Here is a 14,686-nt window from a genome sequence, read left to right as displayed (position 1 = left end):
TTCATCCTGTGGGACCTTTCACTCCCTGTTCAGGCCGGCACCATCGCAAAGCCGACGCCGAAGCGGTTCCAGGCATTGATGGTGGCGATGGCCAGCGTCAGGTTGACCACTTCCTGCGGCTCGAAATGTGCTTGCAGCGCTTCGTATTCCGGTTGTGGCGCACCGCGCTCCGGCAGCCGGGTCAGGCACTCTACCCATGCCAGTGCGGCACGTTCACGCGGCGTGAAGTAGGCGGTTTCCTGCCACACGCTCAGCGTTTGCAGGCGTGCTTCGGTTTCGCCGGCCTGGCGTGCGTCATTGGCATGCAGGTTGACGCAGTAGGCGCAGCCGTTGATCTGCGAAGCGCGCAGGCGCACCAATTCGAGCAGTGAATTCTCCAGGCCGCACTTGGCCAGGGCCTGTTCCAGGCCGACCATGGCTTTGTAGGCTTCCGGTGCGTGCTTGGCCCATTCGATACGTGTATTCATGGTGTTCTCCAGAAGGTGTTGGGTGGTCATGGCGCTACCTTAGCGCTGTGCAGCGATCAGCCCGATAGCCAATCGCACACTTTGCCCGGAGGCCAATCGGGCCATTCAGGTGCCCACTGAGGGGCATCCAATCTCTTCATTTCTGCCAAGGCCGGCAAGCCGGGATAATGGCCAGGTCTTGCAGAAGGAGTACCGATTCATGTCCGAAGAACGCTATATGCGCGAAGCCCTCGAACTGGCCCGCACCAACATTCAGGCCGGTGGCCGGCCCTTTGGTGCAGTGCTGGTCTACCAGGGGCAGGTGGTGGCGCGCGCGGTCAACGAGATCCACAGCACCCAGGACCCGACCGCCCACGCCGAGATGCAGGCCATCCGCAAGGCCGCGCATGCCTTGGGCCAGGCTCGTCTGGACGGTGCCGAGGTCTACGCCAGCGGTCACCCGTGCCCGATGTGCCTGGCGGCCATGCACCTGTGCGGCATCGAGCGTGCCTGGTTTGCTTATGACAACGATGAAGGCGAGCCTTTCGGCTTATCCACGGCTGCGGTGTATGCGCAGATGGCGCGCCCACCGCAACAGCAGAGCCTGCCGTTGCGGCCGCTGAAACCCAGTGGCGAAGCCGGCCTGTACCTTGAGTGGAAGCAGGCCAACACGCAATGAGAACTGCCTTGAATCTGTTGCTGGTGGTGCTGCTGGCGCTGAACTTGCGCCCGATCCTCACCAGCATCGGGCCGCTGCTCGAACCCATGCGCGCCAGTACCGGCCTGGGCTACCAGCAGGCCGCACTGCTGACCGCGCTGCCCGTGCTGTGCATGGGACTGGTGCCGTTGTTGCAACCTTGGTTGCGGCGCTGGGTCAGCGAACATGGCGGCATGCTCGCCGGCTTGTCGGCCATTGCGCTGGCGTGCTTGTGGCGCCTGCAACTGGACAGCGCCTGGGCATTGATTGCCAGCGCGGTGGTCGCCGGCCTCGGCGTGGCGGTGGTCCAGGGCATGATGCCGGGGTTGGTCAACCGTTGGTTCCCGACCCGCCTGGCTGGGGCCATGGGCATGTATTCCGCGGCCTTGATGAGTGGTGGCGGCCTGGCGGCGGTGCTTGGCCCGCATATCAGTGGGTACTTTGGCCATTGGCAGGCCGGGCTGGGCCTGTGGGCGATCCCGGCGCTTGTGGCGCTGCTGGCCTGGACGCTGCTGCGGCCACGGCAGGCTACGCCGACGCTGGCGGGTGCCACGGGCGGGCATTGGTTCGGCACCCGCCGTGCCTGGTTGCTGGCGGTGTATTTCGGCCTGATCAATGGTGGCTATACCAGCATGGTCGCCTGGCTGCCGGCCTATCACCTGGAGCACGGCGGAACCGCCCAGGGCGGTGGTGACCTGGTGGGGCTGATGACAATCTTCCAGGTTGCCGGCGCGCTAGGCCTGCCGTTGTTGCTGCGCCGCTGGGTCGACCGTCGGCCTGGGTTATGGCTGGCGCTTTCGATCCAGCTGGCCGGCTTCCTTGGGCTGTTACTGGCGCCCACGCTGAGCATGGGCGTGTGGGTGGCGATGATCGGCTTTGGCCTGGGGGCGTGCTTCAGCCAGAGCCTGACACTGACGCTGGAGCACCTGAAAACACCCGCCGAAGCGGGGAGCCTGGCGGCCTTTGTCCAAGGGATCGGTTTCATCATTACCGGGATCGTGCCGTACATCACGGGCGGGTTGCGCGACGTCAGTGGCGACTTCCAGGCGTCGTGGGTGCTGTTGACCGTGACGGTGGTGGCGATGTTGCTGGTGACGGCCTGTTTCGCGCCACGCGGCTATGCGGCAGCCATTGCCCGTTCGGCGCCGAACGGCCAGGCCGCGTCGGTTAGCTAAGGCGCTGCAGGGTATCGCGAACGCGGTCGAGGGCAGGGTCGATGTCGAGCAGTTCGATGGCGCCGAAGCCCATTACCAGCCCAGCGCGCACAGGTACGTCACTGAAGAAGGGCGCCAGCGAGTAAAGGCCGACCTCCACCTTGCGTGCGAGGTTTGCCAGCAGTTCGACATCCACCCCCGGCTTGGCCAGCGCGCTCAAGTGGAAACCGGCGCTGGCCGGCACGGGGCTGAACCAAGGCGCCAGGTCGCCGCCCAGGCGGGCGAGAATGCGCTCGCGGCGGGCACTGTAGACATCGTGGCAGCGGCGGATGTGCTTGTTCAGATGGCCCTCGCTGATGAAGCGCGCCAGTGCCCATTGCAGCAGGGTCGGGCTGTGCCAGTCGCTCAGGTGCTTGGCCACGCAGGCGGCTTTCAGCACGGCGGGCGGCAACACGGCGTAGCCCAGGCGCAGCTCCTGCAGCAGGGTCTTGGAGAAGGTCCCGACGTAGGCTACCAGGCCATGCCGGTCGAGGCGCTGCAAGGCGTCGGCGGGTGGCCCCAGGTAGCGGAATTCGCAGTCGTAGTCGTCCTCGATGATCAACGCGCCAAGCTCGGCGGCGCGTGCCAGTAACGTCCGCCTGCGCGGCTCGCTCATCGGCATGCCGAGGGGGAACTGGTGTGACGGGGTCACGTAGATCAGCCGCGTGCCGTCGGCGATCTGCTCGACGCACATCCCTTCATCATCCACCGGTACCGATTGCAGGCGTGCGCCCAAGGCCAGAAACAGTTGACGTGCCGGCGGGTAACCTGGGTCTTCCATGGCCACCGGGCAGCCCGGTTCGATCAGTACCCGGGCGATCAGGTCCAGCGCCTGTTGCGCACCATTGCATACCAACACATCCGCTGCGTTGCAATGTACGCCGCGGGCATAGGCGATGTGGTGGGCGATGGCTTCGCGCAGCTCAGGCAGCCCCTGGGCAGAGAACTGCCGCTCGGGGTGCCGCTGGCTGCGGCGCAGGGCGTAGTTCAGGCAGCTGCGCCACTGGTCGAACGGGAACTGCGTCTTGCTCGAAGCGCCGCCAACGAAGTCATAGCGCGACGGTGCTTGCAGTTGCGGCCTGCCCAGCACCGTCGCGCGTTGCTGCCAGCGTTCGAGGGATGCCGCAGCCGCCAAGGGGACGGCCGTTGCCTCGCTCGAACGCAGGGGGTGGCGCGGAGTGATGAACGTACCGCGACCGACCACGCCACTGAGCAGGTTGTCATAGGTAAGCCTGGAGTACGCCTCGGCCACGGTCTTGCGCGACACGCCCAGTTGTTCGGCCAGCAGCCGGGTGGGCGGCAATTGGCTGCCGGCCGCCAGGTGGCCACTCTCGATGCCCGCGCGCAGTTGCTGGTAGAGCTGGTCGGCCAGGCCTTTACGGCCTTCCAGGCGGATGTGCAGTTCCATGAAACGATCCGGTGCAGGGGAGTGCTGAGGATAGCGGATCGCACTTCAACGTACAGTGCCAATGCACCGTGTTGCGCCTACAAGCGTGCCGTGCTGACCGTGATGTAGCCTTTGTCGGGCAGGGCGATGCGTATCACCGTTTCATCGGCCGGTGCCTTGTGCTTTTGCTTGATACGCACCCCGTCAACCGCGGCCGCTCGCATCCGGTGGGTGATGGCGCGGCCACTGGCGTCGAAGAAGGCTTCGCTGGCCAGCAGCTCGATGCGCTCGATCAACTGGCGGGTGCGCTCGTCGGTGGCACAGAAGAACAGCACACCCGACAGGTGCGGGTCGTCATCAGGGTTGCTGACCTTGTGGGCCAGCAGTTCACGCAGGGTGTGGCGCAGTTCGGCGGTGGGGCGAGCGGACTGGTGCATGCGGGGCCTCCTCTGGGTCGTCCAGAGGGGATCATGTTTTCAGCTGTCAGGCGCGACAAGTAGGGCATTTCTGACGTAGTTGTGGGGGATTTCTGAAAGTGTTTCAGCCTTGGGATTTTCTGCGCTTATGAGATCGAGCGCCGCCCGCGCGGCGCTCGATCTCCCAGGCGCTGCACATCTAACGTCATACCTATCCCGCCCCCAAACCCGCATCGACAATCTCAACCCAATGCCGCACCGGCGTGCGCCCGGCCCCACCAAGGTGGGCCTGGCAACCGATGTTGGCGGTAACAATGACCTGCGGCCTGCCGCTCTCCAAGGCATTCAATCGATTGTCCCGCAACTGCCGCGACAGCTCAGGCTGGGTCAGCGAATAGGTCCCCGCCGACCCACAGCACAAATGGCCATCCGGCACCGCGGTCAGGGTAAAACCGAGGCGAGTCAGCAGGCCTTCTACCGCACCGCCAAGCTTGAGCGCGTGCTGCAAGGTGCACGGACAATGAAAGGCCACACGCTGCTCGGCGCACAGACCAAGCTGCTCGACCGGCGCTTCGCACAGCACTTCCACCAGGTCGCGAGACAAGGCACTGACCCGCGCCGCCTTGGCGGCATACCGCGGGTCCGCCTCCAGCAAGTGGCCGTAGTCGCGCACGAACGCGCCGCAGCCGCTGGCCGTTTGCACGATGGCTTCAGCCCCCGCCTCAATGGCCGGCCACCAGGCGTCGATGTTGCGCCGGGCGCGGTCCAGGCCTTGGGCCTGGGCATTGAGGTGGTAATCGACCGCACCACAGCAACCGGCTTCGCGAATCGGTTCGACGCTGATCCCCAACCGGTCCAGCACGCGCGCGGCAGCGGCATTGGTATTGGGCGACAGCGCCGGTTGCACGCAGCCTTCGAGCATCAGCACCCGGCGGGAATGCCGTGGCGCCGGCCGTACGCCGGGTGCGGTCACCCGGGCGGGCAGCTTGCTTGTCAGGGCCGCCGGCAGCACCGGGCGCAAGGCTTGCCCAGTGCGGCACAGGGCCTTGAACAGCGCAGGGCGCGGCACCACCGCCCGCAGGCCCCCGTGCAGCAGGCGCTGGCCGAGCGGGCGTGGCACTTGCTGTTCGACCACGGCGCGGCCGATGTCCAGCAAATCGTGGTATTTCACGCCTGAAGGGCAGGTGGTTTCGCAGTTGCGGCAGGTCAGGCAGCGGTCCAGGTGGAGTTGCGTGCTGGCGGTGATCGGTGCGCCTTCGAGCACTTGTTTGATCAGGTAGATGCGCCCGCGAGGGCCATCCAGCTCGTCGCCGAGCAACTGATAGGTGGGGCAGGTGGCCGTGCAGAAACCACAGTGCACGCAGCTACGCAGAATGCGTTCGGCCTCTTCGGCGCGGGGCAGGCGTTTCGCGACTTCACTCAGGTTGGTTTGCATGGTGTGCCCTCATAGGTCTGGGTACAGGCGGCCCGGGTTGAAGATGCCCTGGGGGTCGAGTTGCTGCTTGAGGGCTTTGTGGTAGCGCAGCAGGGCGGCGGGCAATGGTGCGCTGCTCTGTTCGCCAGGTGCGTAGCACGTGGCATGGCCGCCGACGTTGGCAACCGCTGCGCGAATCGACTCCACTGGCGCGCTCGACTTCAGCCAGCGCTGCGCGCCGCCCCAGTCGATCAGTTGGCGCCCGGGTAGATTCAGCTCCCCAGTGGCGTTGGGCACGGACAGCCGCCACAGTGGCGCCGGGTCGTCGAAAAAAGCCAGGCGCTGTTCGCGCAGGTCGGTCCAGAAGCAGCTGTCGAGCACGTCACCTCCCAGGCGTTGGCGTGCCGACTGCACCGAGCCTTCACCCCCTTCCAGGCGCAGGTACAGCGCCTCGCCGTCATGGCAGGCAGCGCTGATCGGCAGCGGCTGCTGGCCCCAGGTGGTAAGCGCCGCCAGCGCCTGGTGACGGTCCATCGGCAGGCATAGGCTCAGGCATTGGCGCGGGCGCGGCAGTACTTTCAGCGACACCTCGGTCAGCAGGCCAAGGCAACCGAAACTGCCTGCCATCAGCCGCGAGACGTCATACCCGGCGACGTTCTTCATCACTTCACCCCCGAAGCGCAGTAGCTTGCCGTGGCCAGTGATCACCCGGGTACCGAGCACATGATCGCGCACCGCCCCGGCCCATGGCCGCCGTGGCCCGGACAACCCCGCCGCAACGACACCGCCGAGGGTCGCTTCGGGGCCGAGGTGCGGGGGCTCGCAAGGCAGCATCTGGCCCGCCTCGTGCAGCGCTGCCTCGACTTCCTGCAGCGGCGTGCCGGCGCGTGCGGTTAGCACCAGTTCGGTGGGGTCGTAGCTGACGATACCGCGATGGCCGCGGGTATCGATGACTTCCCCGGCGACCGGGCAGCCGAGCATGGCCTTGCTGTTGCCGCCCTGGATTCGCAGCGGTGTGCCCAGGATCAGTGCCTGGTTGACCTGCTCCAGCAGGGCCTGACTGATGTCGCGGTCCTTGCCCATCAGAAACGCTCCAGGTTGGGGAAGGGCAACTGCCCGTGGTGCACATGCATCGCGCCGAATTCGGCGCAGCGGTGCAGGGTGGGGATGTTCTTGCCAGGGTTGAGTAACCCTTGCGGGTCGAAGGCGGCCTTGACGGCGTGGAACAGGGTGATTTCGTCGCTGTTGAACTGCGCGCACATCTGGTTGATCTTCTCCCGCCCGACGCCGTGCTCGCCGGTGATGCTGCCGCCTACCGCCACGCACAGTTCGAGTATCTTGCCGCCAATGGCCTCGGCGCGTTCCAGTTCGCCGGGCAGGTTGGCATCGAACAGGATCAGCGGGTGCATGTTGCCGTCGCCGGCATGGAACACATTGGCCACGCGCAGGCCGTACTGTTCGGACAGTGCGCTGATGCCCTTGAGTACGCGGGGCAGTTCGCGGCGTGGGATGGTGCCATCCATGCAATAGTAGTCGGGTGAAATGCGCCCCACCGCCGGGAAGGCATTCTTGCGCCCGGCCCAGAAACGCGCGCGTTCTGCCTCGTCGCAGGCCAGCCGCACCTCGCGTGCGCCGGCCTGGGTCAGCACGGCCGCGACACGCTCGCAGTCGTCATGCACATCGGCTTCGACACCATCGAGTTCGCACAGCAGGATCGCCGCCGCATCCACGGGGTAGCCTGCGTGGATGAAGTCCTCGGCAGCGCGAATCGCCAGGTTGTCCATCATCTCCAGCCCGCCGGGGATGATCCCGGCGCCGATGATCTCGGCCACTGCCCTGCCGGCGTCCTCGACGCAGTCGAAGCTGGCGAGCAACACCCGCGCCACCTGGGGCTTGGGCAGCAACTTGACGGTCACTTCGGTGACGATGCCGAGCATGCCTTCGGAGCCGGTGAACAGTGCCAGCAGGTCGAAACCGGGGCTGTCGAGGGCGTCGCTGCCCAGAGTCAGGCGTTCACCCTCGACCGTGAGAATCTCCACCTTGAGCAGGTTGTGCACGGTCAAACCGTACTTGAGGCAATGCACGCCCCCGGCATTTTCGGCCACGTTGCCGCCGATGGAGCAGGCGATTTGCGAAGACGGGTCGGGGGCGTAGTACAGGCCATAGGGCGCGGCAGCCTGGGAGATGGACAGGTTGCGTACCCCGGGCTGAACACGCGCGAAGCGCCCCTCGGGGTTTATCTCCAGAATGCGGTTGAAGCGCGCCATTACCAGCAGGATGCCTTTGGCCAGTGGCAGGGCACCCCCGGACAGCCCGGTGCCGGCACCGCGCGCCACCACCGGTACGCCGCGTTGGTGGCAGAGCTGCAATAAGGTCTGAACCTGTTCCAGGCGTTCAGGCAGCACCACCAGCAGTGGCACCGTCCGGTAGGCGCAGAGGCCGTCACACTCGTAGGGTTTGAGGTCTTCTGCGCGATGAAGAATCGTCAGGTCCGGCTGCGCATCGCGCAGGGCCTTGAGCAGGGCGGGCAGGTCCACGTCAGGCAGCGCTCCATCGACCCGCTCGTCGTAGAGGATGTTCATTGGGCTCACTCGGCGGCAATTGTTATTGTCGTTGGAAGCGTATCACCCCTTCAGCCTGCGTGTGCCCGCAGCACACCCACGCCTGCTAAATCTGCGAAGAGAAGCAGGCGTGGGTGTGCTGAGTGCAAGGTTTCAATGATTTGCTACAGGATCGTCCTGGGAGAGAATGGCCCGGGCCAGTTCTTCGTCATTGGCCTGCAGACCGGGATGGTCCTTACGTGCCTGTTCCAGCGCCGATTCCACGTAGGCGCCGCGGATAGCACCGCCGCTGGCGACGAAGGCAGACAGCTCGTCACGGGCCGGGATGATCCGTTTGTCGTCCTTGAAGGTCGAATACAGCGAAGCGGAAACACCGGCCGAGGTGGCCACGTCGCCCGCATCGACGCGGGCCAGGGCAGCACCGGCAGGCAGCAGGAGCAGCAGCGCGGGGGCGAGGAATAGGTGGCGCATAGTGTGTTCTCCAGTAGCGTCAAGCCCAAGGAAATAAACCACTCACTGAGTAAGAGCGCTTGGGAGTGCGAGTAGTTCAATCTTTGCCTGGGGACTGTCGCACGCGCTGGTCATGCACGGTCTTGCGTCTTGTGGAGCAGCCTTGTGCTGCGAAGAGGCCGGTACAGACCACAGTAATTCGTGGCTGGTACCGGCCTCTTCGCAGCACAAGGCTGCTCCTACCGGGGCCGCGCATCAACGGCGATAGTAGCGGTGATCGTCCTGATAGCGGTGATGCATGGCCCGTTCATGGCGGCGCTCCCAATCACGACGGCGTTCCCAATCGCGTCGGCGCTCGGCTTCGCGGCGGGCTTGCTCGCGGCGCCATTGTTCGCGGCGCCAGTCGCCTCTGCGATCGTGCCAACGATCATCGTGCCAGTCGCGGTCATCATGGGCGAGCAACGGCGCCGTGTGTTCACCCGCCAGGCTGGCCACGGTCGGCCAAGGGTTTTCTGCCGGTTGCTGTAGCGCCTGAACGGTTGCGGCCGGGGAGACCGCGTTCGAGGTCTTTATCTGTGATGCTGATGCCGAGCCCACCGCCGCGAACGTGAACAGGCTGAGAAGCATCAACCGTGCGACATGCATTTTCATGAGCGAAGCCAACCTCTGGTTCTATTTACCTGTGCAGATAGACCTTTAAATAGGGAAAAGTTCTAGAGGTGATAGGGGTGATTGATTTGGCGCCTATGAGATCGAGCGCCGCCCGCGCGGCGCATCGCAGCACAAGGCTGCTCCTACATCTGTTTCGGGCCAATATTCCTGGGACATGGGCGCGCGACCCTTGTCAGCCCTATCGCACTATCAACCCCCACCCGCCACAAACACAGCCCGCAAATGCCCCCGATAACTGTCAAACGCGGCAATCACCCCGGCCACCACCTCCGCTTCCTCATCAGCCTCCAGTGCCAACCCATCAAGCTTGGCGACAAACTCACGCCAGTGCAGGCCGCGGCCATCGGGGTGGGGCGCCAGGTGTCGGGCGCCCAGGTTGCCATCCAGGCCCAAGCGCTGGGTCTGTTTGAACAGGAACGCCGCCCCCAGGTTCGACCCTTCGCTGCAATACAGCCAACCCAACGCCTCGGCGGGGCTGGCAATGACCCGTTGCGGCGCAGCAGGCAGCGGCAACCCCAAGGCTTGCAGATCTGCCTCCACCGCTTCGAACCGCGATAAATGCACCAACCCCGGAAGGCGTCGATTCAGCTGCTCGTCGCGGTACAACGCCGTCAGGCTGCCATGGAAACGGTGTTGCACCTGCAGGAAGCGGGCATAGCGCTCACGGTCCTCGAAGGGGCGTGCGGCCATGACCAGTGCGTCGACACTGTCGTGGTCGCGGCTGCTGGACGCTTTCAGGCGTGCGCAGCGGCCGGGCTCGGTGAGGCACGTGGCGGTAGTAGTCATTGGGCGTTTCCGTGTCGAGGTGGCGAGGGTGGCATGGTAATCAGATCGCTCAGTCCAGGAAACGATCCTGTCATGCTGAAAATAATCGGCGGTGATTTATCATGCAGCCTGTCGTCATTACCCCAAGGAGTCAGCGCATGAGCGCCCCTCAGTTCCGCAACCCCGTGCCCGCCGACGCTGAACGCTGCTACGCGATCGAAATCGGTGCCTACGAAGGGGATGAAGCGGCCACCCTGGAAAAAATCCGCACCCGCATTGCCCAGTACCCGGAAGGTTTTCTGCTACTTGAAGCCGAGGGCGAAACCGTCGGCTTCATCAACAGTGGCTGTGCGCATGACGTGGTCATGTCTGACGAGGCCTTCAAGGAGCTGGTCGGCCATGACCCGGCGGCACCGAACGTGGTGATCATGTCGGTGGTGGTCGACACCGCACACCAGGGCAAAGGCTATGCAACGCGGCTGATGAGTGAGTTCATCCAGCGCATGAAGGCCCAGGGCAAGCAGACCATCCACCTGATGTGCAAAGAGCAGCATGTCGCGCTATACCAAAAGCTGGGCTACACCTACGTGCAGCCATCGCCCTCCGAGCACGGTGGCATGGCCTGGCACGAAATGCTCATGACGCTCTGAGCCTTACTCGGCCATCTGCAGCTCGGGCAGTTTCACCCGAAACGCCCGGGTCAGCCCAAGCAGGCAGGCGAACCCCACGCCCATCCAGCACAGCCCGATGGTGAACGATAGGCTCGACAAGCTGCTCCACAGCCACAGCGTACTGAGAAACCCCAGCCCAGGAACCACACCGTACAGCAGGCAGTTGCGCGTGCCCCGCAGCTTCTGGTCGATCAGGTAGTGCTTGACCACGGCCAGGTTCACGGCGGAAAACGCGAACAACGCGCCGAAGCTGATCATGTTGGCGACGGTGTCGAGGGTGATGAACAGGGCGATCAGCGACAGCAGGCTGACCAGCATGATCGCCGCCGCCGGTACACGCTTTTTCGTCACCAGCTGGCCAAACACGGCCGGCAACGCCCCATCGCGCCCCATGGCGAACAGCACCCGCGACACGCTTGCCTGGGAGACCATGGCCGAAGCGAAGCAGCCGGCGACATAGGTGGCGGTAAACGCCGTCACCAACAGTTCACCGCCCACCCGACGCATCACGTCCACCGAGGCCGAGTCGGGGTCGGCGAAACTGCCCCACTCCGGGAAGACCATCTGTGCGCAGTACGACACCACCAGAAACAGCAGCCCGCCGATCAGCGACACGGCCATGATCGCCAGTGGGATGCGAAACGTTGGGTTGCTGGTTTCCTCGGCCATGGTCGAGACCGCATCGAAGCCAAGAAACGACAGGCACAGCACGGCGGCGCCGGTCATGATCAGCGGCACGCTGAAGCCCTCATGGTGGAAGGGCGCAAGCAATGACACAGGCGCCGACTGGCCGGCCAGGTTGCTGATCGACAAGCCGACGAAGACGATGATGAACACCAGCTGGACGACCACCAGAATCCAGTTCACCCGGGTAATCGATTCGATACCGATCAGGTTGAGGAAGGTCACCAGGGCGATGGAGCCTGCGACCCACACCCAGGCGTGGATGGCCGGGAAGTACTCCGACATGTAGATGCCGATCAGCAGGTAGCTGAGCAACGGCAAGAAGATGTAGTCGAGCAGCAGCGTCCAGCCAGTCATGAAGCCGATGTGGGTGCCGAAGGCTTTGCGGGTGTAGGTGTACACGGAGCCGGAGTAGGGGTGCGCTTGCACCATGCGGCCATAGCTGTAGGCAGTCAGTAGCATGGCGGCGAGGGTCAGCAGGTAGGCGGTGGGCAGGTGTCCCTTGGTCATCTGGGTAACCAGGCCATAGGTGGTGAATACCGCCAGTGGCACCATGTAGGCAAGGCCGAACAGCACCAGGGCACTCAGCCCCATGGATTTTCTAAAGCGGCCCGACGGGCTGGAGGGCGACGCGGCATGGGCGGATTGGGCTGTAGTTGTTGTTGTATGCATTGCTAACTCCTGAAATCGGATGCAGGACGCCGCGGTAGGCGAGTGGGCTCGATACCGTTGCGGGGTCATGAAAGGAGGCTGGGCCAGCGTGCGGTGCGCGGCCCTCAGGGGTGGGGCCGGACGATGCTCCCACACCCCAGGCACACTCGAAATCACCCTTTGGGGTGAGCCGGTCGTCGCCTGAAAACGCTCACCCCAAAGGGTGATTTCGGTCTCTGCCTGGCCGTGGGAGTATTTGCAGACAACGCGCCGCCCCAACGGCGATACCGTTTCCCGCTACCGGCAGAATTCCAGTGAACAGTGACCAATTGGCTTCAGAGCAGTGGTTCGAGCACATGGCCAAGGTGACCGACACGATCGGCCAACCGGGCTTTGCCGCCACCTTGTTCGGTGCGCTCGGGTTCATCCGGCCGATCCAGGCCACCACCGTCTACCTCTACCCCCATGACGGCATGCCGAGCGCGCTGTTCGAGCAGGATGACAAGGCGCCCTGGCTGCCAGAAGGCAATGTCAGCCGCTACCTTTCCGGGTTCTACCTGCTCGACCCGTTCTACGGTGCCTGCGTGGAGCGCGTCGAGTCTGGCTGCTACGGCCTGTTCGACGTGGCCCCTGACCACTTCGAAGTGAGTGAGTACTACCAGTCGTTCTACCGCCATTCGCACCTGGAGGATGAGCTCAATTACATCCTCCAGGTTGCCCCCGGCCAGAGCCTGGCAGTGTCGCTGGCCTTCACCGACAAACTGGACGGGCCAAGCCGCGAGCTGTTCGGCCGTGTCACGCCTTGGGTGCTGGCGGTGCTCAACAAGCACTTCGCCGGGCTGGGGAGCCGCGGGGGGCGTTTCGAGAACGTGCTGGAGCAGCGTATCCATGCCGCGCTCAACAACTTTGGCAGCTCGTTGCTGACCGAGCGCGAGTGCCGCATCGCCCAACTCATCCTGCGTGGCCACTCGACCAAGTCCTTGGCCGAGCGCCTGGGGGTGTCGGAAGACACCATCAAGTCCCACCGCAAAAACGTCTATGCCAAGCTCGACATCGGCACGCAATCCGAACTGTTTTCCTTGTTCATCGACGCGCTGGCCAATGCCCAGGGCGTGCTGGGCAAGGACCCGCTGGAAAGCTACATGGGCAAGCTGCGCTAAGCGCCGCAGCCCTGCGACACCCACTGACAACAAGGAAAACCACCCATGAATGCGCCTTTCGTTCCCAAACGCCAGACCCGTGACTACCAGGCCGCCGACGCCGCGCACCACATCCATGCCTTTCTCGATCAGAAGGCGCTCAATGCCGAAGGCCCGCGGGTCATGGTTGGGGGGGAGCGGCTGCACCTGTGGGACAGCGAGGGCAAGCGTTACCTGGATGGCATGTCGGGGCTGTGGTGCACTCAGCTGGGTTACGGTCGCAAGGACCTGACCGCCGCCGCCGCCGCGCAGATGGACCAGTTGGCCTACTACAACATGTTCTTCCACACCACCCACCCGGCGGTGATCGAGCTGTCCGAGTTGCTGTTCAGCCTGTTGCCTGGCCACTACAGCCACGCGATCTACACCAACTCCGGGTCCGAGGCCAACGAGGTGCTGATCCGCACCGTGCGCCGTTACTGGCAGGTGGTTGGCCAGCCGACCAAGAAGATCATGATTGGCCGCTGGAATGGCTACCACGGCTCGACCCTGGCGGCCACGGCGCTGGGCGGCATGAAGTTCATGCACGAGATGGGCGGGCTGATCCCGGATGTGGCGCACATCGACGAGCCGTACTGGTACGCCGAAGGTGGCGAGCTGACCCCGGCCGAGTTCGGCCGCCGCTGCGCGCTGCAACTGGAGGAAAAGATCCTCGAACTGGGTGCGGAAAACGTCGCCGGTTTTGTCGCCGAACCTTTCCAGGGGGCCGGGGGCATGATCTTCCCACCGGAAAGCTACTGGCCCGAGATCCAGCGGATCTGCCGCCAATACGACGTGCTGCTGTGTGCTGACGAGGTGATCGGCGGTTTTGGCCGCACCGGCGAATGGTTTGCCCATGAGTATTTCGGCTTCGAGCCGGACACCCTGTCGATCGCCAAGGGCCTGACCAGCGGCTATGTGCCCATGGGCGGCCTGGTGCTGAGCAAGCGCATCGCCGAAGCCCTGGTGGAACGCGGCGGGGTGTTTGCCCACGGCCTGACCTATTCGGGCCACCCGGTGGCGGCGGCCGTGGCCATCGCCAACCTCAAGGCGCTGCGCGATGAAGGCATCGTGCGCCAGGTGAAGGATGACACTGGGCCGTACCTGCAGCGCATCCTGCGTGAAGTGTTTGCCGATCACCCCTTGATTGGCCAGGTGCAGGGTGCGGGCCTGGTGGCGGCGCTGCAGTTCGCTGAACACAAGCCGACCCGCAAGCGCTTTGCCAACGAGAACGACCTGGCTTGGCAGTGCCGCACCTTCGGCTTCGAAGAAGGTGTGATCATTCGCTCGACCTTGGGCCGGATGATCATGGCGCCGGCACTGGTGGCCAACCGTGGCGAGCTGGACGAACTGGTCGACAAGACACGTATCGCTGTAGACCGCACTGCCCGGTTAGTGGGCAAGCTCTGAGCCAGTGGGGGCGCTTTGCGCCCCATTCGCGACGCAAGGCCGCTCCTACACGTGCAGGCGATCGTCTGTAGGAGCGGCCTTGCGCCGCGAA

Annotated in this window: 15 protein-coding genes; 5 read left to right on the top strand and 10 right to left on the bottom strand. The window is 64.5% G+C overall.

From position 1 onward, the window contains the following. Nucleotides 1-29 precede the first annotated feature (29 nt). Nucleotides 30-467, bottom strand: a complete 438-nt coding sequence (locus tag HU764_RS15855) for a carboxymuconolactone decarboxylase family protein (RefSeq protein WP_186703460.1) — start codon at nucleotides 465-467, stop codon at nucleotides 30-32. 199 nt (nucleotides 468-666) lie between these two features. Between HU764_RS15855 and HU764_RS15850 the strand changes: the two genes are divergently transcribed. Both HU764_RS15850 and HU764_RS15845 read left to right on the top strand, forming a co-directional pair. Next, nucleotides 667-1,125, top strand: a complete 459-nt coding sequence (locus HU764_RS15850) for a nucleoside deaminase (RefSeq protein ID WP_027593711.1) — start codon at nucleotides 667-669, stop codon at nucleotides 1,123-1,125. Next, nucleotides 1,122-2,318, top strand: coding sequence for a cyanate transporter (locus tag HU764_RS15845; protein WP_186680512.1), 1,197 nt, complete (start codon nucleotides 1,122-1,124; stop codon nucleotides 2,316-2,318). The genes HU764_RS15850 and HU764_RS15845 overlap by 4 nt, the downstream gene beginning before the upstream one ends. Here HU764_RS15845 and pdxR read toward each other — a convergent pair. From pdxR to HU764_RS15805, 8 genes are all read right to left on the bottom strand, one after another. Continuing rightward, the gene (gene pdxR / locus HU764_RS15840) at nucleotides 2,311-3,744 is read right to left on the bottom strand and encodes a MocR-like pyridoxine biosynthesis transcription factor PdxR (protein ID WP_186703459.1); all 1,434 of its coding nucleotides are present in this window, start codon (nucleotides 3,742-3,744) and stop codon (nucleotides 2,311-2,313) included. The genes HU764_RS15845 and pdxR overlap by 8 nt on opposite strands. Before the next feature lie 77 nt (nucleotides 3,745-3,821). Next, nucleotides 3,822-4,160 carry a hypothetical protein gene (locus HU764_RS15835; RefSeq protein ID WP_027593708.1) on the bottom strand — a complete coding sequence of 113 codons (339 nt, stop codon included), beginning with the start codon at nucleotides 4,158-4,160 and terminating at the stop codon, nucleotides 3,822-3,824. A gap of 190 nt (nucleotides 4,161-4,350) precedes the next feature. Further along, nucleotides 4,351-5,574 carry a glycolate oxidase subunit GlcF gene (gene glcF / locus HU764_RS15830; protein ID WP_186703458.1) on the bottom strand — a complete coding sequence of 408 codons (1,224 nt, stop codon included), beginning with the start codon at nucleotides 5,572-5,574 and terminating at the stop codon, nucleotides 4,351-4,353. 9 nt (nucleotides 5,575-5,583) lie between these two features. Beyond that, on the bottom strand, nucleotides 5,584-6,636 hold the full coding sequence (glcE, locus tag HU764_RS15825; protein WP_186680519.1) for a glycolate oxidase subunit GlcE: 1,053 nt from the start codon (nucleotides 6,634-6,636) through the stop codon (nucleotides 5,584-5,586). Beyond that, nucleotides 6,636-8,135 (bottom strand): glycolate oxidase subunit GlcD, encoded by a 1,500-nt coding sequence (gene glcD, locus HU764_RS15820; protein WP_186680521.1) that lies wholly within the window; start codon nucleotides 8,133-8,135, stop codon nucleotides 6,636-6,638. The genes glcE and glcD overlap by 1 nt, the downstream gene beginning before the upstream one ends. Before the next feature lie 132 nt (nucleotides 8,136-8,267). Then, the gene (locus HU764_RS15815) at nucleotides 8,268-8,585 is read right to left on the bottom strand and encodes a DUF2388 domain-containing protein (RefSeq protein ID WP_099429773.1); all 318 of its coding nucleotides are present in this window, start codon (nucleotides 8,583-8,585) and stop codon (nucleotides 8,268-8,270) included. A 234-nt stretch (nucleotides 8,586-8,819) separates the two neighbouring features. Beyond that, nucleotides 8,820-9,215, bottom strand: coding sequence for a hypothetical protein (locus tag HU764_RS15810; protein WP_186680523.1), 396 nt, complete (start codon nucleotides 9,213-9,215; stop codon nucleotides 8,820-8,822). 210 nt (nucleotides 9,216-9,425) lie between these two features. Next, a complete protein-coding gene (locus HU764_RS15805; RefSeq protein ID WP_186703457.1) occupies nucleotides 9,426-10,022 on the bottom strand; it encodes a biliverdin-producing heme oxygenase in 597 nt (198 codons plus the stop codon). Nucleotides 10,023-10,159: 137 nt separating this feature from the next. On the opposite strand from HU764_RS15805, the gene HU764_RS15800 reads away from it, so the two are divergent. Beyond that, nucleotides 10,160-10,651 (top strand): GNAT family N-acetyltransferase, encoded by a 492-nt coding sequence (locus HU764_RS15800; protein WP_186680527.1) that lies wholly within the window; start codon nucleotides 10,160-10,162, stop codon nucleotides 10,649-10,651. A gap of 3 nt (nucleotides 10,652-10,654) precedes the next feature. Here HU764_RS15800 and HU764_RS15795 read toward each other — a convergent pair whose 3' ends face one another. After that, the gene (locus HU764_RS15795) at nucleotides 10,655-12,028 is read right to left on the bottom strand and encodes an APC family permease (protein ID WP_186703456.1); all 1,374 of its coding nucleotides are present in this window, start codon (nucleotides 12,026-12,028) and stop codon (nucleotides 10,655-10,657) included. A 335-nt stretch (nucleotides 12,029-12,363) separates the two neighbouring features. Here HU764_RS15795 and HU764_RS15790 point away from each other — a divergent pair, with 335 nt between their 5' ends. Both HU764_RS15790 and HU764_RS15785 read left to right on the top strand, forming a co-directional pair. Further along, nucleotides 12,364-13,167, top strand: a complete 804-nt coding sequence (locus HU764_RS15790) for a helix-turn-helix transcriptional regulator (protein WP_186703485.1) — start codon at nucleotides 12,364-12,366, stop codon at nucleotides 13,165-13,167. Between the two features lie 45 nt (nucleotides 13,168-13,212). Beyond that, entirely contained in the window at nucleotides 13,213-14,595 is a 1,383-nt protein-coding gene (locus tag HU764_RS15785; RefSeq protein ID WP_186703455.1) for an aspartate aminotransferase family protein, read from the top strand. Nucleotides 14,596-14,686: the final 91 nt, after the last annotated feature.

Source organism: Pseudomonas kermanshahensis (assembly GCF_014269205.2).
Classification (GTDB): Bacteria; Pseudomonadota; Gammaproteobacteria; order Pseudomonadales; family Pseudomonadaceae; genus Aquipseudomonas; species Aquipseudomonas kermanshahensis.
This window is presented reverse-complemented; position numbering and strand designations above follow the sequence as displayed.